Origin of the sequence: Rathayibacter sp. AY1F9 (genome assembly GCF_002932155.1) — a bacterium.
GTDB lineage: Bacteria > Actinomycetota > Actinomycetes > Actinomycetales > Microbacteriaceae > Rathayibacter.
In genome coordinates this window covers 34,223-55,724 of the sequence record NZ_PSVA01000007.1, presented here as the reverse complement: position 1 = coordinate 55,724, position 21,502 = coordinate 34,223, and the positions used below count along the sequence as shown (strand labels likewise).

The following is a 21,502-nucleotide window of genomic DNA, read 5'->3' as shown; positions in this document are numbered from 1 at the left end:
GACGTCCTGAGCCGAGCGGATGGTGGCGCGGTCGGCCGGTCAGGGAGCGACGGGGACGTCCGCTCGGGCCGGTCGGCGTCCGAGCGACGACTGGAACCGCAGCAGGTACCCGACCGGATCGGCCACCACCAGCTGACGGACGCCCGCCTCCTCCGCTCCGACCCGGTACCAGCGGGTCTCGAGCGGTGAGAACAGCGGCGTCCCGGCCTCGGCGAGCGCCGCTGCCGTCCGGTCGGCGTCGTCGACGTGCAGCTGCAGGTTCATTCCCCGGCCGAGCGGGCGCTCCAGCGGTGCAGCGATCCAGTTGCGGCCCCGCCCCGCCTCTTCGAGCATCACGTGCGCGGAGCCGAGGACCAGGTACGCGAAGCCCTCCTCGGGCCGGGCGTAGTGGATCCGGAACCCGCAGGGACCGCACCAGAATCCCAGGCTCCGGTCGAGGTCGGCGACGAGCAGCTCGGGGACGAGATCGGGATCGGCCATCCGCGCGGTCTACGCCTCGGCGCCCTCGGGGCGCTTCGTGCGGCCCGGGAGCAGGAGCAGGCCCGAGACGCCCACGACGATCAGCAGGATGGCCGCGACCGTGACGAAGGAGGCCAGCGCCAGCACGGGCATGATGATCGTCAGGACGCCCGCGATGACCGAGGCGATCCCTGCCGCGATCGGCAGCCACGCGGGGCCGGCGACGGTGCGGCCGCTGGTGATGCTCGAGACGCCGTCGAGGATCCAGCCCGCGCCGATCACGAGGCCCAGGACGCTCAGCGACTCGAACGGGTTCGACAGGCACAGGATGCCCGCGACCAGGATCAGGGCGCCGAGCAGGCCCGCGAGCCAGCGCACCCGGGCATCGAGCCGCGAGGCGGTGAAGGCCAGCAGCAGGCGGAAGACGCCCGCGGCGATCAGGTGGATGCCGAAGACGATGGCGACGGTCAGCAGCGTCGGACCGGGGATCAGGACGGCGATGACGCCGAGCACGATCGCGATCAGCGAGACGGCGATGATCCACCAGCGCTCGACGGAGATGCGGGACATCGTGGGCGCGGCGGTCTCGGACATGGCGTTCCTTCGCGTCGGGGAGTGCGGACCCCTCGAACGTTAGGGCACCGGGGCGGGGTGGCGCGGGGCCTTGCGCCCGCCCGCCCGTGGACGCAGGTCAGTGGCGCGATCCGGTGCGCGCCGCGGCACGGTGCCGCCGCACGCGGCGCACCACGAGCGCGAGCAGCAGCACGCCGAACGCGCTGTAGATGATCGCGTCGAGCACGCCCGCGTACTGGTCGACGAGCTCGTACTGCGTGCCCAGGGCTGCGCCGAGGCCGATCAGCAGGCCGTTCCAGACGCCGGAGCCGAGGATCGTCAGTCCCGAGAACAGCAGCAGGTTCATCCGCTCGGCCCCCGCGGGGAGCGAGATGAGGCTGCGCACGCCCGGGATGAGGCGACCGAAGAGGACCGCCCAGGTGCCGTGCCGGCGGAACCAGCCGACCGCCTTCTCGAAGTCCTCGCGGTCGACCAGCGGGAGCTTGGAGAGCAGGCGGATCGAGCGCTCCGTGCCGATGCGGTGGCCGAGCGCGTAGAGGATCAGGCCGCCGAGGTAGGCGCCGAGGGTCGCCGTGATCACGACCAGCACCAGGTTCATCCGGCCCTGCTGGGCGAGGAAGCCGGCCAGCGGCAGCACGAGCTCGCTCGGGATCGGCGGGAACACCGTCTCGATCAGCGTCAGCAGGCCGACGCCCGCCTCTCCGAGCGCGGCGATCACCCGCGCGGCGACGCCGACGAGTCCGGAGAGCTCGTCGATGCTGTCGGAGGAGGAGGCGGTCGCCACGGAGGCGGGGGCGAGGGCGAGGGTCGCGATCGTCATGACTGAGAAGCTACTCAGTCCGCGGAGCGCGCACCTGGGAATCCGGCGGCCCGCTCAGGGGCGGCCGGTGAGCACGACGGTGTCCGATCCCTGCAGCCGCACCTCGACCGAGGCGATCTCGGAGAGCGGGAGCCCGGTGGCGAGGCTGGGCTCCATCGTCGTCCCCGGCGCGCTCGTCCACGATCCGACGGCCTCGGTGCCGCCCGAGGTGTCCGTGACGTAGAGGACGTAACCGGCCGAGCCCGCGTACTGCTCGGCCGTGTCGGCCCAGCTGCAGTCCATGTCGATCCGCGTGCCCCACTGCTGCGGCACGAATCGCACGGAGGCCTCGACGGGGACGCCCGGAGCCGCGGCGAGCGAGACGGTCGAGCCGACGGTCTCGACGGGGGCGAGGGACGGGCCGATCGCGAGCGGCAGGGCGACGGCGGCGGCGGCCGAGACGCCCGCGGCGGCGAGCACCAGGCCCGCGATGCGCAGCCGCGTCCGGCGGCGGACGGAGTCGGTGGCCGCGGCGAGGCGGGTCAGCAGTGCCGCCGGAGCCGGATCGCCGGCCGCCTCCGGCTCCTCGACCAGGCGCATCGCCTCGTCCTGGGGCAGGTGGGCCAGCAGGCCCGGCAGCGGGACGAACTCGGCGAGGGACTCGCGGCAGCCGGGGCAGGCGCGCAGGTGCAGCTCGTACTCGCGGCGGTCGGCGGCGGTCAGGGATCCGAGGAGGTACGCGGCGTCCCAGTCGCGGAAGGGGTCGTCGTGCCGGTCGTCGGAGGAGGGGTCGCGGCTCACAGCTCCGTCACCCCCCGCTCCTGCAGTGCGAGCTTGAGGGCCCGCATCCCGTAGTGCATCCGCGACTTGACGGTGCCCGGGGCGATCCCCAGCAGCGCGGCGATCTCGGTGACCGTGCGGCCGCCGTAGTAGGCGTGCACGATGACCGCGCGGTGGTCGTGGCTCAGTCCGCTGAGCGCGTCCGAGAGCAGCCAGGCGTCGAGCACCTGGTCGGTGCGGTCGGCGGTCGGGCGCTCGGGGACCTCGTCCGTGCCCAGCTCCCGGGCGTAGCGGGCGCTGCGGCGGTCGTCGATGACGAGGTTCCGGGCCACGGTGTAGAGCCAGGAGCGGGCGGCGGCCTCGCCCTGGGCGAGGATCTCGGGGTGCTTCCAGGCGCGCAGCAGCGCCTCCTGCACGACGTCCTCCGCCATCTGGCGGTCGCCGGTCAGGCGCAGCACGAACCGCCAGAGCGCGCTGGCGTGCTCGTCGTGCAGCGCACGCAGCATCTGGGCCTGATCCTCGGACATCTCCACCTCTTCCTGCACCAACGTAACGGGGGCCCGAACGGTTCAGCCGGTTCGCGCGAGCGGCCGCACTCTGGTACTCCGGAGTCGATGACCTTCCCCGATGCCGACGACGCCGCCCGCGTGCGCTCCTTCCTCCGCGACAACCGCTCGCGGATGCTCGACGACGTCCGGCACCTCGTGATGATCGAGAGCCCCAGCGACTCCCTTGAGGCGCTCGGCGAGCTGCACGCCTTCCTGGTGCACTGGGTGGGAGAGCGGCTCGGGCACGACGCCGACGTGCAGCACCGGCGTGCGCAGGACGCGCCGACCGCGACCAGCTGGACCGTCCCGGCGAGCGGCGGCGCGAGACCGCACCGGGGCACGCGTCCGTTCGTGGCGCTGCTCGGCCACTACGACACGGTGTGGCCCCTGGGCACGACCCGCTCCTGGCCCTTCGCCGTCGACGGCGACCGCCTGAGCGGACCGGGCAGCTACGACATGAAGGCCGGGCTGGTGCAGATGGTGTGGCTGGTGGCCGCGCTCCGCCACGCCGGCGTCCCGCATCCGGCCGTCCGCCTGGTGATGAGCGGGGACGAGGAGATCGGCAGCGCCGCCTCCCGCCCGTTCCTGGAGCGGCAGTGCGCGGGCGCCGACGCGGTCCTGGTGTTCGAGGGCGCGATCGGCGACGCGGTCAAGACGGCGCGCAAGGGCATCGGGCGCTTCGTGATCGACGTGGTCGGGGTCGAGGCGCACGCCGGGGTCGAGCCGGAGAAGGGGGCGAGCGCGATCCACGAGCTCGGCTCGCTGATCCCGCGGGTGCTGGCGATCGCGCGGGAGGAGGAGGGCACCTCGGTCAACATCGGAGTGGTCTCCGGCGGCTCGCGGGTCAACGTGACGACGGCCCGCGTGCGCCTGGAGCTGGAGGCGCGGATCCGCGGATCCGCCGAGGCCGCCCGCGTCGAGGCCGAGCTCGACGCGCTCGCCGCCGCCGACCCGCGCATCCGGCTGGAGGTGCGCGGCTCCTGGGAGCGGCCCGTCTTCGAGCGGACCGCCTCCGTCGCCGCGCTCTACCGCAGGGCCGAGCGGGTCGCGAAGCGGATCGACGTCCCCCTCCGCGAGATCGCGGTCGGCGGGGCGAGCGACGGCAACCTCGTCGCCGCGCTGGGCCTGCCGGTCCTCGACGGGCTCGGCGCCCCGGGCGAGGGTGCGCACGCGCGCAGCGAGGCGATCGGCATCGAGGGCATGCTGGAGCGGACGGCGCTGGCCGCGCTGCTGGTCGCCAGCTTCGGCGACGAGCACTGACCGGCTGCAGAGGAAGGACGAGCGGATGACCCTGTACGAATCGCGCCCCGTGGGCGTCGTGATCGAGGCTCCGGCCGCGGAGGTGTACGCCTTCGTCTCCGACCCGGCGAACCTCCCGCGGTGGGCCGCGGGCCTCGCCTCCTCCGCGCTCGAGCAGGTCGACGGACGCTGGTTCGCCGACTCGCCGATGGGCCGGGTCGAGGTGCGCTTCGCCCCGCAGAACCCGTTCGGCGTCGCGGACCACGAGGTCACGCTCCCCGACGGGACGGTGGTGGACAATCCGCTCCGGGTGCTCGTGAACGGGGACGGCGCCGAGGTGGCCTTCACCGTGCGGCGGCGCCCCGGGATGAGCCTCGACGACTGGGACGAGGACTGCGCGCGGGTCGCGGACGACCTCGAATCGCTCCGGCTGCTGTTCGAGCGCGGGGCGCTGTAGGTTCGTCACAGCTCCGGCGCAGGGCCGGCACCCGTGAGAACGAGGACGCGATGACCTCCCCCGATCGTCCGAGCACCCGCCCCGCAAGCGGCATCGAGCTCAACGGCCTCGACACGATCCAGGAGTCGGAGCGGTACGGCCGCCCTCGCGACCTGTTCTGGCCGTGGTTCGCCGCGAACGTGTCCGTGCTCGGGCTGAGCTACGGCTCCTTCCTCCTCGGCTTCGGCCTCTCCTTCGGGCAGGCGACGCTCGTCAGCGTGATCGGGATCGTCGTCTCGTTCCTCTTCTGCGGTCTGGTCGCCGTCGCCGGCAAGCGCGGCTCCGCCCCCACGATGGTGCTCAGCCGGGCGGCCTTCGGGGTCGACGGCAACCGCCTCGTCTCGGTGATCTCCTGGCTGCTCACGGTGGGCTGGGAGACGGTGCTGGCCTCACTCGCGGTGCTCGCGACGGCGACGGTGTTCGAGGAGTTCGGCTGGGACGGGGGCGTGCTCACCAAGGTGGTCGCGCTGATCGTGGTCGCCGCGCTCATCGTGATCGCCGGGATCGCGGGCTTCCGCCTGATCATGCGGCTCCAGCTCGCGATCACCGTCGCGACCGCCGTGCTGACCGTGGTCTACGTCGTGCTCGTCCTCGACCGGATCGACCTCGCCGCCGTCGGCGCCCTGCCCGCGGGCTCGGCCGCCGCGGTCATCGGCGGGCTCGTGTTCATGATGACCGGCTTCGGGCTGGGCTGGGTGAACGCCGCGGCCGACTACTCCCGCTACCTCCCCCGCGGTGCCCGCACGAGCGGAGTGATCGCGTGGACGACGATCGGCGGAGCGGTCGCGCCCGTCGTGCTGGTGGTCGTCGGCCTGCTGCTGGCCGGCTCCTCGCAGGAGCTCTCGGACGCGATCGCCGCGGACCCGATCGGAGCGCTCGCCGGGATCCTGCCGACCTGGTTCCTGCTCCCCTTCATCGTCGTCGCGCTGCTCGGCCTGATCGGCGGGGCCGTGATGGACATCTACTCCTCGGGCCTGGCGCTGCTCAGCACGGGGCTCAAGGTCTCGCGTCCGGTGGCCGCCGGGATCGACGGCGTGCTGATGGTCCTCGGAGCGGTCTACGTCGTGTTCGTCGCGGGCGACTTCCTCGGCCCGTTCCAGGGCTTCCTGATCACCCTCGGCGTGCCGATCGCGGCCTGGCTCGGCGTCTTCCTCGCGGACCTCCTCCTCCGTCGGCGCGACTACGACCAGGAGGCTCTGTACGACTCCCGCGGCCGCTACGGCAGCGTCTCGGCGGTCCCCGTGGCCCTCGTGCTGATCGGCGCGGTCGTCGGCTGGGGCCTGGTGGTCAACTACTCCCCCGGGTTCGAGTGGGAGGGCTACCTCCTCGGCCCGCTCGGCGGCCGCGACGGCGACTGGGCCGGCGCCAACCTCGGCGTCCTCGTGGCGCTCGTGATCGGCTTCGCGGGAACGCTCGCCCTCTCGCGCGGGGCCGTCCGCCGCCAGGAGGCCTCGGCGTGAGCCTGCTCGTCGCGATCGACCTGCAGCACGTCTTCGCCGACGCCGAGTCGCCGTGGGGATCCGGCGGATTCGAGCGCGCGGCCGAGGGGACCCGCCGGCTCCTCCCGGCGTTCGGCGAGCGGGTCGTGACCACCCGCTTCGTCGCCCCGGAGCGGCCCGCCGGCGCGTGGATCCCCTACTACCGCGAATGGCCGTTCGCGCTCGTCCCCGAGAGCGACCGGCTCTACGAGCTCGTGGCCGGGTTCGAGGGCCATCGCACGATCACCGCCACGACCTTCGGCAAGTGGGGGCCCGAGCTCGAGGCCGAGCTCGACGACTCCCGCGAGCTCGTGCTCACCGGCGTCTCGACCGACTGCTGCGTGCTCTCGACGGCGCTGGCGGCCGCGGACGCCGGAGTGCGGGTCAGGGTCGCCGCGGACGCCTGCGCGGGCGCCTCCGAGGCCGACCACCAGCGCGCGCTCGACGCCATGTCCCTGTACGCGCCGCTGATCGAGATCACGAGCGTGGACGCGGTGCTGGCGGACCTGCGCGACCGGGGCTGAGACCGCGGTCGGGACGCGAGCCGCTCGCGCCGGTCGGCCCCGCGCGTCGCGGGGCGACCCCGTCACCCGGCATGATGTCGGCATGTCCTCCACCGACGAGCGCGTCAGCCCGGCTTCCCGCACCCTGGTCATCGGCGAGGCGCTGATCGACATCGTCGAGCGCGACGGCAGCGCCACGGAGCACGTCGGCGGCTCCCCGGCCAACGTCGCCCTCACGCTCGCCCGACTCGGGCGGCCCGCGACCCTCGTCACCGACATCGCCGACGACGAGCGCGGCCGCCGCATCAGCGCCCACCTCGAGGCCTCCGGCGTGGAGGTCCGGCACGGCGACTCGGAGCGCACCAGCACCGCTCGGGCGGTCCTCGCCGCGGACGGGTCGGCCCGCTACGTCTTCGACCTCTCCTGGAACCCGCCGGCGGCGGACCCGGAGGGCGCCTCCCACGTCCACACCGGTTCCATCGCGATCTTCCTCGAGCCGGGCGGATCCGCCGTGCTCGAGCTCCTCGAGGCACTGCCCGCCGGAGTGACGGCGAGCGTCGACGCGAACATCCGCCCGGCTCTGGTCGGCGCGCACGCCGAGGCGCTCGCGCGCTTCGAGCGGATCGCCGCCGCGTGCGAGGTCGTGAAGCTCAGCGACGAGGACGCGGAGTGGCTCTACCCGACGATGCAGCTCGACGAGGTCCTCAGCCGGCTGCTCTCCCTCGGGTCGCAGCTCGCGGTCGTCACACGCGGCGCGGAGGGACTTCTGCTGGCCTCGGCCGTCACGCGGGTGACCGTGCCCGCCGCCCGGATCGTGGTGGCGGACACGATCGGCGCCGGCGACTCCGCGATGGGCGCGATCCTCGACGAGGCGTTCCGCCAGGGCCTCGGCGCCGCGAACGGGATGCTGCTCGACGGCCCCGCCCTGCACGCGATCGGCCGCCACGCCGCGCACGTCGCCGGCATCACGACCTCCCGCTCCGGCGCGAACCCGCCCACCCGCGACGAGCTCTGAGGACCGGGGGCGGACCTTCTGCAGGACGCCCCTGGTGCTCGCGTCGGGACGCGGAGATACTGGGCGCACCTCGACGGAAAGGCGTGCCGTGCCCACTTCACTGAGCCCCTACATCGGCTTCGACGGCTCCGCGCAGGAGGCGATGGAGTTCTACCGGGACGTCCTCGGCGGCGAGCTCAGCTCCAGCCGTTTCGGCGACTTCGGGATGAGCGCGGATCCGGCCGACCAGGACCGGATCATGCACGCCCAGCTCGTCACGCCGAGCGGGATGATCCTGATGGGCTCCGACTCCCCCTCCTCGAGCCCGGCCGAGAGCGGCGCCCGCATCACGATCGCGCTCTTCGGCGACGACGACGCCGAGCTGAGCGGCTACTGGGACGGCCTGGCCGAGGGCGGCACGGTCGTCGAGCCGCTGGTCGCCTCGCCCTGGGGCGACCGCTTCGGGATGCTGGTCGACCGCTACGGCGTCGGCTGGATGGTGAACATCGCCGCTCCGCCGGCCTGACGCTCCTCCCCAGCGCGGGATCGGGGCACGCCTCCCCCGGGTGCGTCCACCCGTCCCGCCGGGCGCGGCGGCAGGCGCAGAATGGAGGGGCCGCTCCCGCTCCGGGAGCCGTCCCACCTCTCACGAAGGCTGCAGATGACGATCACGCTCGGGTACAAGGCATCGGCGGAGCAGTTCGGCGCCCGGGAGCTCGTCGAGCTCGCGGTCGGCGCCGAGCGGCACGGCTTCGAGACCGCGGTCGTCTCGGACCACTTCCAGCCGTGGCGGCACACGGGCGGGCACGCGCCGTTCTCCCTCGCCTGGCTCGCCGCGGCCGGTGAGCGCACCTCCACCATCACCCTCGGCACCTCCGTCATGACCCCGCACTACCGCTACAACCCCGCCGTCATCGCCCAGGCGTTCGGCACGCTCGGCGTGCTCTACCCCGAGCGGATCATGCTCGGCGTCGGCACCGGCGAGGCGCTGAACGAGGTCGCCACCGGCTATCAGGGCGCGGGCGAGCAGACCTGGCCCGACTTCAAGGAGCGCTTCGCCCGCCTGCGCGAGGCCGTGCGGCTGATGCGCGCGCTGTGGGCGGGCGACCGCGTCACCTTCGACGGCGAGTACTACTCCACGCACGAGGCGTCGATCTACGACAAGCCCGAGAGCGGCGTGCCGGTCTACATCGCGGCGGGCGGCCCCGTCGTCGCCAAGTACGCCGGCCGGGCGGGCGACGGCTTCATCTGCACGTCGGGCAAGGGCATGGAGCTCTACACCGAGAAGCTGCTCCCCGCCGTCGAGGAGGGCGCCGCGGCGGCCGATCGCGACTCCTCGACCATCGACCGCATGATCGAGATCAAGCTCTCCTACGATCCCGATCCGGCGCTCGCGCTCGAGAACACGCGCTTCTGGGCGCCGCTCTCGCTGTCGCCGGAGCAGAAGCACTCGCTGACCGATCCGGTCGACATGGAGCGCGCCGCCGACGAGCTGCCGATCGAGCAGGTCGCGAAGCGCTGGATCGTCGGCTCCGACCCCGAGGAGACGGTCGCGCAGATCAAGCCCTACGTCGACGCGGGCTTCACCCACCTGGTCTTCCACGCCCCGGGCGACGACCAGCAGCGCTTCTTCGACGCCTTCGAGCGCGACCTCGCGCCGCGGCTGCGCGCGCTCTGACCTCCCGCCTCCGCCACGACCCCCTTCGGAAGGGCCGCTCCCGCATGACCACGGCCACCCTGCTCGCCCGGCTCGACCGCGGCGAGGCGCTGACGCGCGAGACCGCCGAGGAGCTCCTCGGCGCGCGCGGCGACGACCTCGACCTGCTGCTGGAGGCCGCCGGCCGCCTGCGCGACGACGGACTCGCCCGCCGCGGACGGCCCGGCGTCGTCACCTACTCGCGGAAGGTCTTCGTCCCGCTGACCAAGCTCTGCCGCGACCGGTGCCACTACTGCGTCTTCGTGGAGACACCGGGCGGGCTCGCGGCCAAGCGCGAGTCGACCTTCATGGAGCCGGAGGAGATCCTCGAGGTCGCCCGCGCCGGTGCCGCGCTCGGCTGCAAGGAGGCCCTGTTCACGCTCGGCGACCGCCCGGAGGACCGGTGGCCGATCGCCCGCGCCTGGCTCGCCGAGCACGGCTACGCCTCGACGCTCGAGTACGTGCGCGCGATGGCCGTCCTGGTGATGAGCGAGACGGGCATGGTCACGCACCTGAACCCCGGCGTGATGTCGTGGGCCGAGCTGCAGCGGCTCCGCCCGGTCGCGCCCTCGATGGGCATGATGCTCGAGACGACCGCCGAGCGCCTCTGGTCCGAGAAGGGCGGTGTGCACTACGGCTCCCCGGACAAGGACCCGGCGCTGCGCCTGCGCGTGCTCGAGGACGCGGGACGCAGCCGCATCCCCTTCACCACCGGCGTGCTGCTGGGCATCGGCGAGAACGCGGCGGAGCGGGCGGACGCCCTCTTCGCGATCCGCGAGTCCCACGAGCGGTGGGGCCACGTGCAGGAGTGCATCGTCCAGAACTTCCGCGCGAAGCCGCGGACGGCCATGCAGAACGAGGTCGACCTCGAGCTGCAGGAGTACGTGGCCAACGTCGCGGTCGCGCGCCTCGTGCTGGGCGCTGAGGCGACGATCCAGGCGCCGCCGAACCTCACCGACGAGCAGGAGCTCGGGCTGCTGCTGCGCGCCGGGGTCGACGACTGGGGCGGTGTCAGCCCGCTCACGGCGGATCACGTGAATCCGGAGCGCCCCTGGCCGAACATCGACGACCTCGCGCGGCTCACCGCGGCGGCCGGCTACCGGCTGCACGAGCGGCTGACCGCCCACCCGCAGTACCTCCGCGACTCGGCCACCTGGATCGATCCGCGCGTCGCTCCCTACGTCGAGGCGCTCGCCGACCGCGGGACCTGGCTCGCCGACGAGGCGGCGGCGGTCCTCCCCCGGCCCTACCGCGACTCGCTCGACCCCCTGCCCCGACCGGTCGCGCCCGCCCTCGGCGCCGTGCTCGCCCGGGCGGAGACGGACCCCGCCGGTCTCGAGGACGCCGACTACCTCGCCCTGCTCGCAGCCGACGGCGACGACCTCGACGCCCTCTCCGCTCTGGCGGACGACCTGCGGCACGACGCCGCCGGCGACGAGGTCTCGGTCGTCGTGAACCGCAACATCGACACCTCGCTCTGGGGAGTCGGCGATCTGACCGTCGAGCGGCTGGAGGAGCTCGCCGACGAGGCGGTCGCGCTCGGCGCCACCGAGCTCTGCCTCCAGGGCGCGATCGGACCGGAGCACCCGGGCGACGATCTGCTGCTGATCGTCCGCACGCTGAAGCAGCGGCAGCCCTCGCTGCACCTGCACGCCTACCGGCCCGGCGAGATCCTCGAGGTCGCCCGGCGCACGGGCCGAACCCTGCCCGAGATGCTCGACGCTCTGCGCGAGGCCGGCGTGGACTCCGTCCCGGGGACCGCCGCCCGCATCCTCGACGACGACGTCCGCGCCGTCCTGAGCGAGGGGACGGACCCGACCGTGGCCGAGTGGCGGGAGGCGATCACGGCCGCGCACCGCAGCGGCCTCCGCTCCACCTCGACCATGGTCTACGGACACGTCGAGACCCCCGAGCAGCAGCTCGCGCACCTGCGCACGCTCGCGGCGATCCAGGACGAGACGGGCGGCTTCACCGAGTTCATCGCGATGCCCTTCGTCCCGGCGGAGGCGCCTCCTTCCGTGGTGCGCGCGAGCCGGGGCGGGCCGACCCTCCGCGAGACCCGCGCCGTGCACGCCGTCGCACGGCTCGTCCTCCACGGCCGGATCGCCCACGTGCAGACCGCCTGGACCAAGCTCGGACTGCACGCGGCGCAGGTCCTCCTCCGCGGCGGGGCGAACGACCTCGGCGGCCTGCTGCTCGACGGCGCCCTGCGGCCCGAGGCCGGAGCGGAGGCCTACCGCTCGCTCGACATCGCGACCGTCGCCCGGCTGAGCGGCGAGATCGGCCGCGGCTGGCGCCAGCGCACCACGACGTACGGCGTGGTCGCGCCGGAGAGGGCGCTGCGGGCGAGGCCCGTCGCAGCGGCGGGTCCTCAGCGGATGCGCCTCCCGGTCCGCGGGACCCGCCGGGCGTCATGACCCGCTCCGAGTACCTGCGGCGCCAGGCCGAGCTGGTCCGGGAGGAGCGGATCGAGTCGGACAGCGCCACCGTGCGGCTGCTGACCGCGGGCGCCGAGAGCCCGCGCGCGGTCCTGCTGCTGACCGGCGTCGGCCGGGGCGCGCGGAGCGACACCGGGCTGCTGCTGCCGATGCTGGCGCGGCGCCACCGCGTCGCCGCGCTCGAGCTCGCCGATCTCGGCGACCCCTGGCTCGACGGACCCGCCGCGGTCCGCGCCTCCCTGGACGCGCTCGGCGCCGAGGAGGCCGTCCTGATCGGCCACTCGCTCGGAGCCGCCGTGGCCCTCGCCGCGGGCGATCGGCGGGTGCGCGCCCTCGCCCTCGTGGCCGGATGGCTGCGCCCGACGGAGCGCCTCCTCCGCACGGCGCGCCTCTGGCCGATGCTGCCGCCCGACGCGCAGGAGGAGGCCGCTCGGCTCCTCGCCGTCCGCTCGGCCACCGCCTCCTCCCCGTGGGGCGCCGACGTCGCGCGGATGCTCGCCGCCTCCGCCCGGGCCGACGTCGCTGCGGCCGCCTCGGACTGCCGGGTTCCCGCCCTGGTGGTCGGCTGCTCCGCCGACGCTGTCGCCGGAGTCGAGGGCGCCGAGGCCCTGCTCGGCGCGATCGACGACGCCCGCTACGCCGTCCTCGACGCCGGTCACGCGGTGCTCGCCGAGCGGCCCGCCGAGCTCCTCGCCGTCCTCGAGCACTTCCTCGCCGATCCGCACCGCGACCCGGCGGGCAGCGTCCTGGCGAGGACGACGGTCTGATGGACGTCGACGTCGTCGTGATCGGCGCCGGGTTCGCCGGCCTCGGAGCCGCGGTCCGCCTGGAGCGCAGCGGCGGGACCTCGTTCGTCGTGCTGGAGCGCGCCGAGCGGATCGGCGGGACCTGGCGGGACAACGTCTACCCCGGGGTCTCCTGCGACATCCCCTCGCACCTCTACTCCTACTCCTTCGCCCCCGAGGCCGACTGGTCGGCGTTCTACGCCCCCGGGGCCGAGATCCAGGCCTACCTCGAGCGCGTCGTAGAGAAGGAGGGCCTGGCGCCCCGGCTCCGGCTGGGGACCGAGGTGCTCGAGGCGGTCTTCGACGAGGAGGCGCACCGCTGGCGGGTGCGCACCTCCCGGGGCGACTACTCTGCCGCGGTCCTCCTCGTCTGCGCGGGGCGCCTCTCCGAGCCACGCCTCCCGGCCGTACCGGGCCTGGATTCGTTCGCGGGTCCTGCCTTCCACTCCGCCCGCTGGCGGGACGACGTCGATCTCGACGGGAAGCGCGTCGGCATCGTCGGCTCGGGAGCCTCCGCCGTGCAGATCGTGCCGCACCTCGCCGAGCGCGCCGCCGAGGTGGTGCTCTTCCAGCGCTCGGCCCCGTACGTCGTCCCCCGCCGGAACCGCCCGTACCCGCCGGAGGAGCGCCGAGCCCTCTCCCGCGCGCCCGGGGCCCTGGCGAGGCTCCGCGAGGAGCTGTTCTGGCGCGCCGAGCTCGGCTTCGCCGGCCGCGTCGCCGTGCCCGAGGCCATCGACCGGCTGCGGGCGGAGGCGCTCGGCCACCTCGAGGCGCAGATCATCGATCCCGCGCTCCGCGCCGTGCTGACTCCGGACTACGAGATCGGCTGCAAGCGCGTGCTCCTCTCGGACGACTACTACCCCGCTCTCGCGCAGCCGCACGTCCGCGTCGTCCCCGGTCCGCTCCGGCGCCTCGAGGAGGGGGCCGCGCTCGGCGACGACGGCGTCCCGCACGGGGTCGACGTGCTCGTCTTCGCGACCGGCTTCCACTCCACGCGGCCGCCCTTCGCCCGGCGCATCCGCGGCCGCGGCGGCGTCCTCCTCGCCGACCGCTGGGCCGACGGCATGGTCGCGTACGAGTCGACCGCGGTCCACGGCTTCCCGAGCCTCTTCGTCGTCAACGGCCCCAACGCGAGCCTCGGCCACAACTCCGCGGTGCACATGATCGAGACGCAGATCGCCTACGTGCTCGCCGCGCTCGACCACCTCGCGGTCTCCGGCGCCGACCGGCTCGAGGTCACCGCCGAGGCCGAGGCCGCCTCCGTCGCCCGCCTCGACGCCCTCAGCGCCGACACCGTCTGGACCAACGGCGGCTGCGAGAGCTGGTACCTGGACGACAACCGGCGACTCACCCTGCTCTGGCCCGACTTCGCCTTCGCCTTCCGCGAGGAGCTCGGCCGGTTCGACCCCTCCGCCTACACGACCTGACCGCGGCTCGCTATCGTGACCGCATGACCGACCGCGTGCTCGCTCCCGAACCGCCCGCCGACGGTGCAAAGCCGAAGGGACCGGCCTCGTACTTCCCGAGCATCGAGAAGACCTACGACCGTCCCGTCCAGGACTGGCTGGACCTCGCCGACGAGCGTCTGCGCTCCGAGCCGCACATGCAGGTCGTCACCTGGCTGAAGACCGAGCACGGCCTGGGCCACGGCCACGCCAACGCGATCGTCGCCTACGTCCGGGCCGCCCGCGCCTGACCGGTCCGCCCGTCGTCCGCACAGGCTAGGCCCGCCGGCCTCCCCGGACCACCCGTCGTCGGCGCCCGCGCCGTCCGGGGATAATCGGGGCATGCGCGAAGACGACGATGTCGATCTGGTGATCGACGCGTGGGCCGGGGCCCTGCCCGACCTCGATTTCGCGCCTCTGGACGTCGTCTCCCGCCTCCGCCGGCTCAGCCCGCGCGTGCAGGAGGTGCGGCGGCAGTCCTTCGCCGTCAGCGATCTCGCCCCGTGGGAGTTCGAGCTCCTCTCGCTGCTGCGGCAGCGCGGGGAGGGCGGGATGACGCCCTCGGCCCTGGCCACGCACCTCGCGCTGTCCAGCGGCAACCTCGCCAGCCGCGTCGACCGCCTCGGGGCCCGCGGGCTCGTGGTCCGCGAGCAGAACGCCGCCGACTCACGCAGCAAGATCGTCTCGCTCACCCCGCGGGGCACGAAGCGGGTCGACGAGGCGATGCGGAATCTCGTCGCCGCCGAGGGCGAGGTGCTCGCCGACCTGGACGCCGCGCAGATGTCGGTCCTCATCGAGTGCCTGCGGCGGATCAGCGACACCCTCGACCGACTGCAGTGACGCGCTACGCCCGACGAGCCTGAGAGGTCAAGCCCGTTCGGAGAGACGGGCACCGGACGTAGCGTGAAGCGTGCACGGTCGAGGCGTCAGCCACCCGTGCGAATGATCGCGAAAGCGGAGAGCACCATGACACAGATTTCTTCTATCCAACCCGCGCGATGGAGCCGGAACGGAGTCAGGATCGTCGTCGTTCCCGGGGCGGAGCTGCCCCGGTTCCGACTCGAGATCGACGCCCGACTGACCACCGCGCCCTCCCTCGTCCCCACCGGACCCTTCTCGACCGTCGAGGAGGCCGAGCGGGCCGCCGAGGTCGCCGCCGGCCTGCTGGGGGCGAAGATCCCGGCCTGAGCGCACACCCGTCGAGACGGCCGGATCAGCCCGCGAGCTCCGCGAGCGATCCGGTCGGGACCGCGATCCACCCCTCGGCCTCCGCCGCCTCCTGCAGTTCGGGAGGCACCGGCAGGGTCGCGCCCAGGGCGTGGGCGCGGGCGTTGAGAGCGGCGACGACGGCGTCGAACGCGTCGTCGGAGCGGCTCATCAGCGCGAGCGCGGGCGCCGGCACATCGAGCCAGGGCGCGGCCCGTCGCAGCGACTCCGCGGCGAGCGCCACGGCCTCCGGTCGCGTCTTGTACCCCGTGGTGTCCACTCCCCAGAGCCGCAGCGCCGCCGCCGGGTACGCCTCGACGAGCCGTCCGCGCCCGGAGCGGTCGACGTCCTCTCCGCTCGCGGCGAAGGCGTCGAGCAGCTCCGCGCAGCGCATCGCGGTCATCCCGAGCCGGTCGGTCGAGACGCTGAGCGGCCAGCGGCCGGTGACCTCGCGCGCCACCCGGTCCGCCTCGCGGTACGCGAGGCGGCGGCGCCAGTCGCGTCCCGCGAGCGTCCGCGGCGAGACCTCCCGTCGCGTGTGCGCGGAGACGAACGCCGCGAACTCCACCGGCCAGCCGAACGCGCAGTCGATCCCGATGACCGCCGCGTCCCGTGACGCATCGACGATCGTCGCGTCCTCGGCGCCGAGTACGAGCGAGCGAACCACGGCTCGGCCGCCGGAGAACTCGAGGGCGGCGAGAGCGGTGCGAACCGGCTCCGCAGCGAGGTCGACACCGATCGTGAGCACGGGGACAGGGTAGGCGCTCCGGCGCTACGCTCGAGCGATGACGCCGCCCGCTCCCTCCCCCCGGGCGGAGTCGGCCCGCGTGCCGGTCGCGCTCCTCCGCCTCCTCGTGGCCGCCGCCGTGCTCGTCGCCGTGATCGCGACGGCCGTCGACACCGCCTCTCAGACGCCGCTGAACCCGTTCAACTTCTTCGGCTTCTTCACCATCCAGAGCAACATCGTGCTGGCCGTCGTGCTCGGAGCCACCGCCGTGCTCGCGCTCCGCCGCCGTCCCGCGCCCGGCGGGCTCGTGCTGGTGAGGGGTGCCTTCACCGGGTACATCATCATCGTCGGCCTCGTCTACAACACCCTCCTCACCGATGTGGCGGGCGGAGTGGCGCTGCCGTGGGCCAACACCGTCATGCACGTGCTGTTCCCCGTCTACGGACTGCTCGACTGGCTGCTGCTCGCGGATCGCCCTCCGCTGCCGTGGCGGAGGCTCTGGCTGGTCGTGGTCTACCCGATCGTCTGGCTCGTCGTGGTGCTGATCCGCGGAGCGACGGACGGCTGGGTGCCCTATCCGTTCCTGGATCCCGCGACCGGGTACGGGCAGGTGTCGGTGTTCGTCGTCGGGATCGCGGTCGCGTTCCTCGCGTCGGGGGCGCTGGTCTGGGCGATGAGCCGGCTGCGGATCGTGCCGGTGGCAGGCGGCTGAGAGGACGCTCGCCTTCCAGACGGTTCCGCCCGCCGGACGACCGGATCCGCTGCCGTCGCGCACATCCGGCCCGTTCTGGGGTCACCCGTTCGGGGTCATCCGGGGCGCCGCTCCCCTAGCGTCAGCACCGACGGCTCCCCCACCGTCCTCCCCCTCGAGAACGGTCCCCCATGAGCCTCTCCCTCTCCCGCCCGCCGACCCCGAGCCGCCGCGTCCGCGCCCTCGCCGTCGGAGCCGCGCTCGCCCTCGCCGCCGCGCTGCTCCCGGCGCAGGCCGCCGCCGCCGCCACTCCCGCCACCCTCTCGGTGCTGAGCCTCGGCGACTCCATCACCCAGGCCTACGGGACCTGCGGCTCCTTCGCGGACTGCCCCCGCAACAACTGGTCCACCGGCACCAGCTCCTCCGTGAACTCCTTCGCCTCCCGCTTGCGGACCGCGCTCCCCGGCACCACCGTCACGACCGCGAACTTCGCCACCACCGGCGACGTCGTCGCGCAGGTCCCCTCGCGGATCGACGCCGCGGTCGCCGCCGGCGTGCGGCCGGACGTCGTCACCCTGCTCATCGGCGGCAACGACCTCTGCTCGCCCGACAACCGCGTCGCCTCCGACGGCTACACGATGACCCCGGCGAGCACGTTCCGCACCGGAGCCTCCGCCGCGATCACGAAGATCCGCACCACGTGGCCCTCCGCCCGCATCGTCCTCTCGTCGATGCCGAACGTGGCCTCCGAGTGGTCGGTCGTGAAGACCGGAGTCGGCGCGCTCGTCTGGGCGGGCGGCGACCTCTGCCGGACCACGCGCGGCGTCAGCTCCACCGGCCGCAGGCTCAGCAGCACCGCCGCTGCCGCCTCCGCCGCTGCCGCGAAGACGCGGACGACGCAGTACAACACCGCGCTGCAGACGGCGTGCAGCGCCGCCGGTCAGCTCTGCGACTGGGACGGCGGAGCGCTCACCGCGACCCCCGTCACCAAGGGCCTGATCGGGACCACCGACTACTTCCACCCGAGCGTCGCGGGTCAGGCGAAGATCGCCTCGATCCAGTGGGCGGCGTCGAACTTCTCGAAGTAGCGGCCTCCGGAGCGGCCGCTCACGCGTCGAGCGGCCGCTCACCCTCGCGGCGGCGACGCTGCTCCTCGGCGAGCCGCGCGTAGTGCGCCTCCTCGCGCTCGAGGTCGGCGAGCTGCTCCTCGGTGCTCTTCGGAGCGGGCCGCACCACCATCGGCGGCGGCGCCTGCTTCCGGCGGCGGGGCACTCGGCCGCCCGGCACGAAGGATCCGCCGTCGCCGCGCTTCCAGTCGTGCCCGAGCAGGAACCACAGCGAGACGCCGATGAGCGGGAGGAAGAAGATCAGCAGGATCCACACGATCTTGGGCAGGTTCTTGATGATGTTGTCCGGCTGCCGTACGACGTCGACCAGCGCGAGCACGGTCAGGACGATGATCAGCAGCGAGAAGACGAACCCCATGCAGACGAGGGTACGACGCCGCCGCGCGAGCAGAGTGCTACTCGGAGAGTCGCATCACGACTCCGGCGTCGAACACTCCGCGGTCCGCTCCTTTCCTCTCGCGCACCGCTTCGACCTCGCTCCAGGCCACTCCGAGCTCCGACGCGAGCGCATGCAGGACTTCCGCGACGTCCGCCAGCTCTTCGACGGACGGGGCAGCCAGGACCTCGTCGCATTCCTCCTTCAGCTTCGCCAGGAGCCAGGCCCGCCGCTCGCCGGCATCGACGGATCTGAAGCGCGCGTCGACACCGAGACCCCAAAGCAGTGCCGGTACACCGTCTCGGACGAGCTTCTCCCTCGTCATGTCAGCAGCCGGACGAGCTCTGATGCTGACGCGACGGACCCGCCCGCGTCGACGTCGGGGGCCCGGAGAGCGTCGACTGCACCACGGACATCGCTCCACGGAGGACGGTCTCCGGTCACATCGACGGCCGGGCCCCATCGAGTACCCTCCGCTGAAAGTGGACCGAGCACCTTCCCCCACCCCGACAACTCCACCCGATACCCGTTCGAACGCCTCTCCGGATTGTGACCTGGAAGAATGACGGCTGGCACCCCTGATGCCACGCACGTCGTCGCGATTCCATGTCCTCCGTGATGCACGACGGCAGCCAGCTCCGGAAACACTTCTTCGAGATCCCAGAGAGCCGCGACGTGGATGGCGTCCGGGACATGTCGATACGAATCCGCTGACGCCTGGTCTCCGGTCGCCACATAGATTTCTCCTTCCCAGTTCTCGAAAGCGTGCAGGAACTCCGAGTCGATTCCTCCTACCGTCCGATAGAACTGCAACCCGGATCCATGCAGACCCGCTTTGACCGGTCCGAGAACGCCAGTGAAAACCACTTCTCTCATACCGACGCGGCTCTCCATTACGTCAAGACTCGGCGCACTCGGTATTGCGGTCAGCCCGCGTTCGAACAGTTCTCGAACATCTCGATCGACCAGGGGAAGCCCTCGCCGCCCAAGAGCCTCGTTGACCGCCATGAGCGGTCCGGTCCAGATCTCGGACACTCCCTCGCCCTGATAGCGGTAGCCGACGAGCTGATTGTCTTGGCATAGCGTGACGATCGGGATGGAGAGCGAAGCGCAAGCTACGATCATCGACAATCGGTTATCGTTGATCACCCGGTCCGGCCTGAACCGCTGGAGCACAGCGACGTCAGCAACGACTGCTTTATCGAACACGCCAGGATCTCCCCATTCTGCCCATGGGTCGATGTCTGCGACACCTTCGCGGTAATAGGCTGTCGTGAAGATTCCCGCCTTCGAGACCAATCGATCGTGCACCGCATTCTGCCGACCGAGTAGAACACAGTCCCAACCCGCGGAGTGAAAAGCCCGACCTATGGCTACCAGGCGCGTGACGTGGCCGTTCCCCCTTCCCCACGAGACATGCAGTACAACGGGGCGCTTCATGTCGCCCTCGCAAACCGAAAATTCTCAACGAGCGCGACGACAGTCGAATGCGATGCAGCGGCGACCAGGCCCACCTCTTCTCCCGCGAGAGCGAGTTCCCAGTCGGCGAGATCTGGAGTTGCGTTCGCTCGCGCGATCACCGTACGCAGGTGATGCGGAGGAAGAGAGCGCGTCAATGGCGCGACGACCTTTTCGTGCGCATTGCCGATGACAACGTAGCCATCGACATCGCTACCAAGGGCTAGGACGTCTCGCCATGATGAGATCTCGATCTCTTGCGCTATTCCTGCATAGCTCCGCAGGTCTAGGGCGCCGGGGATCATGTGGACGTGCATGTGATGACAGAGGCGCTCTCCAGGACGACTTCGAAGACAGTGACCGGTACGCCCGTGCTCGAACAGAACGTAGTCCCCGAACTCTGCACAGATGCGCTTACCGAGGTCGGCCTCCAATGCGTCGAGCCGCTCTGCCGCCTGCGCATCCATGTCTGCGGCCGATGGATAGTGCTCGGTTGTGTAGATGAGGAGGTGACCCTGCCGAAGGGGAGCTGGATCAGAACAGACCGCGAGTCCGTCTTCCTCCCACACTCGACGCGGATTCGACCTGCAGAAGACGCATTCGGGGTCCCAGGTGACCGACATTCTTCATCATTTCCTTTCGCTCGAACTCGATGAGATGGACTGGACTGCGGCAAGTGCTAGATCGACCTCATTTGTCGTAGTTCTCGGCCCGAAACTCACCCGGACAGTCCCGCCATCGCCTGTGCCGAGAGTCTCGTGGGCCAGAGGAGAGCAATGCAGTCCGGCGCGAACGAGAATGTCGAAGCGTTCTTCGAGGAGCGAAGCAGCAACACTCGGGGTCACACGGTTCATCCGGAACGACACCACTCCGACAGGTTCTTCGGCGCTGGGCGATTCGATGAGGGTGACCGCGCCACCACCACTGAGACCAGTAACGAATCGTTCTCGCAAATCGGTTGCTCGACGCCGCCTTCTGGCGATCTCGGCCCCGTCCAACAGCCTCAGAGCCGCGCCTAACCCGGCGATTCCGATCCCATTCTGTGTTCCCGCCTCTTGCGACCAGGGCAGCCAGCAGGGATGATCCCGACTTTCAGAACGTCCACCCGATCCGCCGGTGACGAAAGGCGACAACCGGACACCTTCTCCGACAACAGCGCCACCAACACCCAAAGGTCCCCCCAAACCCTTGTGCCCAGCGAACACCAGCACGTCCGCAAGACCCGCGTCGACATCAAGGTACCCAAGCGCCTGCGCCCCATCCACGGCGATGAAAACACCGGCCTCTCTGCAGATTTCAGAGATTTCACGGATCGGAAGCACTGAACCGGAGACGTTGGAGGCCCAGGTGACAATGACCCCGGCGACTCCGCCGGCAAGCAGTTGCTCCTGCAGTCGATCGAGATCGAACGGTCCGCTGGTCGAGGGCGGAATGATCTCATGCCTGACCGAACCCTCCTGCGCCGCTGCATGAAGTGGCCGAACCACTGAATTGTGTTCGAAAGCGGACGTCAGGACGCGGCCCCCGATCGAGCCCAGGTGGTGCACAACCGCATTGAGAGACATCGTTGCATTCAGCGAGAAGGTCACCCGCTCCGGATCGATGCATTTGACCAGATCTGCTAGCGACTCACGAGCTGCCCAGACTTGGCCCTCAGCCCAAGCGGATAGCCGGTGCCCCGACC

Annotated in this window: 25 protein-coding genes and 1 pseudogene; 15 read left to right on the top strand and 11 right to left on the bottom strand. The window is 72.0% G+C overall.

The window, feature by feature from the left end:
- Positions 1-39 precede the first annotated feature (39 nt).
- The 5 genes from C5C37_RS06730 to C5C37_RS06710 all read right to left on the bottom strand — a co-directional run bounded on the left by C5C37_RS06730 (position 40) and on the right by C5C37_RS06710 (position 3,138).
- A complete protein-coding gene (locus C5C37_RS06730) occupies positions 40-480 on the bottom strand; it encodes a VOC family protein (protein WP_104338689.1) in 441 nt (146 codons plus the stop codon).
- Positions 481-489: 9 nt separating this feature from the next.
- Positions 490-1,053, bottom strand: coding sequence for an HdeD family acid-resistance protein (locus C5C37_RS06725; protein WP_104338688.1), 564 nt, complete (start codon positions 1,051-1,053; stop codon positions 490-492).
- A gap of 97 nt (positions 1,054-1,150) precedes the next feature.
- Entirely contained in the window at positions 1,151-1,852 is a 702-nt protein-coding gene (locus C5C37_RS06720) for a DedA family protein (RefSeq protein WP_104225072.1), read from the bottom strand.
- 54 nt (positions 1,853-1,906) lie between these two features.
- Entirely contained in the window at positions 1,907-2,632 is a 726-nt protein-coding gene (locus C5C37_RS06715) for an anti-sigma factor (protein ID WP_104225071.1), read from the bottom strand.
- Positions 2,629-3,138, bottom strand: a complete 510-nt coding sequence (locus C5C37_RS06710; RefSeq protein ID WP_104225070.1) for a sigma-70 family RNA polymerase sigma factor — start codon at positions 3,136-3,138, stop codon at positions 2,629-2,631. The genes C5C37_RS06715 and C5C37_RS06710 overlap by 4 nt, the downstream gene beginning before the upstream one ends.
- A gap of 87 nt (positions 3,139-3,225) precedes the next feature.
- Here C5C37_RS06710 and C5C37_RS06705 point away from each other — a divergent pair, with 87 nt between their 5' ends.
- The 13 genes from C5C37_RS06705 to C5C37_RS06645 all read left to right on the top strand — a co-directional run bounded on the left by C5C37_RS06705 (position 3,226) and on the right by C5C37_RS06645 (position 15,421).
- Positions 3,226-4,419: a M20/M25/M40 family metallo-hydrolase gene (locus C5C37_RS06705; RefSeq protein ID WP_104225069.1), complete on the top strand. Its 1,194-nt coding sequence runs from the start codon at positions 3,226-3,228 to the stop codon at positions 4,417-4,419.
- Between the two features lie 25 nt (positions 4,420-4,444).
- The gene (locus tag C5C37_RS06700) at positions 4,445-4,855 is read left to right on the top strand and encodes an SRPBCC family protein (RefSeq protein ID WP_104249452.1); all 411 of its coding nucleotides are present in this window, start codon (positions 4,445-4,447) and stop codon (positions 4,853-4,855) included.
- A 50-nt stretch (positions 4,856-4,905) separates the two neighbouring features.
- Positions 4,906-6,354 (top strand): cytosine permease, encoded by a 1,449-nt coding sequence (locus tag C5C37_RS06695; protein ID WP_104338687.1) that lies wholly within the window; start codon positions 4,906-4,908, stop codon positions 6,352-6,354.
- Positions 6,351-6,896, top strand: a complete 546-nt coding sequence (locus C5C37_RS06690) for a cysteine hydrolase family protein (RefSeq protein ID WP_104309813.1) — start codon at positions 6,351-6,353, stop codon at positions 6,894-6,896. Before C5C37_RS06695 ends, C5C37_RS06690 begins: the two co-directional genes overlap by 4 nt.
- An 82-nt stretch (positions 6,897-6,978) precedes the next feature.
- Positions 6,979-7,890 carry a carbohydrate kinase gene (locus C5C37_RS06685; RefSeq protein WP_104232867.1) on the top strand — a complete coding sequence of 304 codons (912 nt, stop codon included), beginning with the start codon at positions 6,979-6,981 and terminating at the stop codon, positions 7,888-7,890.
- 88 nt (positions 7,891-7,978) lie between these two features.
- A complete protein-coding gene (locus C5C37_RS06680; RefSeq protein WP_104246718.1) occupies positions 7,979-8,395 on the top strand; it encodes a VOC family protein in 417 nt (138 codons plus the stop codon).
- Between the two features lie 135 nt (positions 8,396-8,530).
- The gene (gene fgd / locus C5C37_RS06675) at positions 8,531-9,547 is read left to right on the top strand and encodes a glucose-6-phosphate dehydrogenase (coenzyme-F420) (protein WP_181067747.1); all 1,017 of its coding nucleotides are present in this window, start codon (positions 8,531-8,533) and stop codon (positions 9,545-9,547) included.
- Positions 9,548-9,591: 44 nt separating this feature from the next.
- On the top strand, positions 9,592-11,982 hold the full coding sequence (gene cofG, locus C5C37_RS06670; RefSeq protein ID WP_104338686.1) for a 7,8-didemethyl-8-hydroxy-5-deazariboflavin synthase CofG: 2,391 nt from the start codon (positions 9,592-9,594) through the stop codon (positions 11,980-11,982).
- Positions 11,979-12,770: an alpha/beta fold hydrolase gene (locus C5C37_RS06665; protein ID WP_104338685.1), complete on the top strand. Its 792-nt coding sequence runs from the start codon at positions 11,979-11,981 to the stop codon at positions 12,768-12,770. The genes cofG and C5C37_RS06665 overlap by 4 nt, the downstream gene beginning before the upstream one ends.
- A complete protein-coding gene (locus C5C37_RS06660) occupies positions 12,770-14,215 on the top strand; it encodes an NAD(P)/FAD-dependent oxidoreductase (RefSeq protein WP_104338684.1) in 1,446 nt (481 codons plus the stop codon). The genes C5C37_RS06665 and C5C37_RS06660 overlap by 1 nt, the downstream gene beginning before the upstream one ends.
- Positions 14,216-14,238: 23 nt before the next feature.
- On the top strand, positions 14,239-14,484 hold the full coding sequence (locus C5C37_RS06655) for a DUF4287 domain-containing protein (RefSeq protein ID WP_104232872.1): 246 nt from the start codon (positions 14,239-14,241) through the stop codon (positions 14,482-14,484).
- Positions 14,485-14,575: 91 nt separating this feature from the next.
- The gene (locus C5C37_RS06650) at positions 14,576-15,073 is read left to right on the top strand and encodes a MarR family winged helix-turn-helix transcriptional regulator (protein ID WP_104291641.1); all 498 of its coding nucleotides are present in this window, start codon (positions 14,576-14,578) and stop codon (positions 15,071-15,073) included.
- A gap of 126 nt (positions 15,074-15,199) precedes the next feature.
- Complete coding sequence (locus C5C37_RS06645; protein ID WP_146076606.1) at positions 15,200-15,421, top strand: hypothetical protein; 222 nt, start codon at positions 15,200-15,202, stop codon at positions 15,419-15,421.
- A gap of 25 nt (positions 15,422-15,446) precedes the next feature.
- On the opposite strand, the gene C5C37_RS06640 is transcribed toward C5C37_RS06645, so the two are convergent.
- The gene (locus C5C37_RS06640; protein ID WP_104338683.1) at positions 15,447-16,187 is read right to left on the bottom strand and encodes a DUF429 domain-containing protein; all 741 of its coding nucleotides are present in this window, start codon (positions 16,185-16,187) and stop codon (positions 15,447-15,449) included.
- Between the two features lie 37 nt (positions 16,188-16,224).
- Between C5C37_RS06640 and C5C37_RS06635 the strand changes: the two genes are divergently transcribed.
- Positions 16,225-16,878, top strand: a complete 654-nt coding sequence (locus C5C37_RS06635; protein ID WP_104338682.1) for a Pr6Pr family membrane protein — start codon at positions 16,225-16,227, stop codon at positions 16,876-16,878.
- A 170-nt stretch (positions 16,879-17,048) separates the two neighbouring features.
- The gene (locus C5C37_RS06630; protein ID WP_104246724.1) at positions 17,049-17,945 is read left to right on the top strand and encodes a GDSL-type esterase/lipase family protein; all 897 of its coding nucleotides are present in this window, start codon (positions 17,049-17,051) and stop codon (positions 17,943-17,945) included.
- Between the two features lie 19 nt (positions 17,946-17,964).
- Here the strand turns inward: C5C37_RS06630 and C5C37_RS06625 are convergent, their stop codons facing one another.
- The 5 genes and pseudogenes from C5C37_RS06625 to C5C37_RS06605 form a co-directional block, all read right to left on the bottom strand.
- Complete coding sequence (locus tag C5C37_RS06625; protein ID WP_104224622.1) at positions 17,965-18,342, bottom strand: PLD nuclease N-terminal domain-containing protein; 378 nt, start codon at positions 18,340-18,342, stop codon at positions 17,965-17,967.
- A 37-nt stretch (positions 18,343-18,379) separates the two neighbouring features.
- Positions 18,380-18,685, bottom strand: a complete 306-nt coding sequence (locus C5C37_RS06620; protein WP_104226465.1) for a nucleoside triphosphate pyrophosphohydrolase — start codon at positions 18,683-18,685, stop codon at positions 18,380-18,382.
- Positions 18,682-19,671, bottom strand: coding sequence for a glycosyltransferase (locus C5C37_RS17115; RefSeq protein WP_146085193.1), 990 nt, complete (start codon positions 19,669-19,671; stop codon positions 18,682-18,684). The genes C5C37_RS06620 and C5C37_RS17115 overlap by 4 nt, the downstream gene beginning before the upstream one ends.
- A gap of 125 nt (positions 19,672-19,796) precedes the next feature.
- Positions 19,797-20,441 carry a hypothetical protein gene (locus C5C37_RS17110; RefSeq protein ID WP_146085192.1) on the bottom strand — a complete coding sequence of 215 codons (645 nt, stop codon included), beginning with the start codon at positions 20,439-20,441 and terminating at the stop codon, positions 19,797-19,799.
- Positions 20,442-20,447: 6 nt separating this feature from the next.
- Positions 20,448-21,497 (bottom strand): annotated as a pseudogene (locus C5C37_RS06605) (aminotransferase class V-fold PLP-dependent enzyme); the annotation flags it as partial.
- Between the last annotated feature and the right edge of the window lie 5 nt (positions 21,498-21,502).

Coding starts and splice junctions, on each gene's coding strand:
- C5C37_RS06700 (WP_104249452.1), top strand. CDS start 4,445: ATGACCCTGTACGAATCGCGCCCCGTGGGCGTCGTGATCGAGGCTCCG.
- C5C37_RS06725 (WP_104338688.1), bottom strand. CDS start 1,053: ATGTCCGAGACCGCCGCGCCCACGATGTCCCGCATCTCCGTCGAGCGC.
- C5C37_RS06720 (WP_104225072.1), bottom strand. CDS start 1,852: ATGACGATCGCGACCCTCGCCCTCGCCCCCGCCTCCGTGGCGACCGCC.
- C5C37_RS06650 (WP_104291641.1), top strand. CDS start 14,576: ATGCGCGAAGACGACGATGTCGATCTGGTGATCGACGCGTGGGCCGGG.
- C5C37_RS06655 (WP_104232872.1), top strand. CDS start 14,239: ATGACCGACCGCGTGCTCGCTCCCGAACCGCCCGCCGACGGTGCAAAG.
- C5C37_RS06635 (WP_104338682.1), top strand. CDS start 16,225: ATGACGCCGCCCGCTCCCTCCCCCCGGGCGGAGTCGGCCCGCGTGCCG.
- C5C37_RS06685 (WP_104232867.1), top strand. CDS start 6,979: ATGTCCTCCACCGACGAGCGCGTCAGCCCGGCTTCCCGCACCCTGGTC.
- C5C37_RS06705 (WP_104225069.1), top strand. CDS start 3,226: ATGACCTTCCCCGATGCCGACGACGCCGCCCGCGTGCGCTCCTTCCTC.
- fgd (WP_181067747.1), top strand. CDS start 8,531: ATGACGATCACGCTCGGGTACAAGGCATCGGCGGAGCAGTTCGGCGCC.
- C5C37_RS06625 (WP_104224622.1), bottom strand. CDS start 18,342: ATGGGGTTCGTCTTCTCGCTGCTGATCATCGTCCTGACCGTGCTCGCG.
- C5C37_RS06710 (WP_104225070.1), bottom strand. CDS start 3,138: ATGTCCGAGGATCAGGCCCAGATGCTGCGTGCGCTGCACGACGAGCAC.
- cofG (WP_104338686.1), top strand. CDS start 9,592: ATGACCACGGCCACCCTGCTCGCCCGGCTCGACCGCGGCGAGGCGCTG.
- C5C37_RS06730 (WP_104338689.1), bottom strand. CDS start 480: ATGGCCGATCCCGATCTCGTCCCCGAGCTGCTCGTCGCCGACCTCGAC.
- C5C37_RS06645 (WP_146076606.1), top strand. CDS start 15,200: ATGACACAGATTTCTTCTATCCAACCCGCGCGATGGAGCCGGAACGGA.
- C5C37_RS06660 (WP_104338684.1), top strand. CDS start 12,770: ATGGACGTCGACGTCGTCGTGATCGGCGCCGGGTTCGCCGGCCTCGGA.
- C5C37_RS17110 (WP_146085192.1), bottom strand. CDS start 20,441: ATGTCGGTCACCTGGGACCCCGAATGCGTCTTCTGCAGGTCGAATCCG.
- C5C37_RS06695 (WP_104338687.1), top strand. CDS start 4,906: ATGACCTCCCCCGATCGTCCGAGCACCCGCCCCGCAAGCGGCATCGAG.
- C5C37_RS06665 (WP_104338685.1), top strand. CDS start 11,979: ATGACCCGCTCCGAGTACCTGCGGCGCCAGGCCGAGCTGGTCCGGGAG.
- C5C37_RS06630 (WP_104246724.1), top strand. CDS start 17,049: ATGAGCCTCTCCCTCTCCCGCCCGCCGACCCCGAGCCGCCGCGTCCGC.
- C5C37_RS06620 (WP_104226465.1), bottom strand. CDS start 18,685: ATGACGAGGGAGAAGCTCGTCCGAGACGGTGTACCGGCACTGCTTTGG.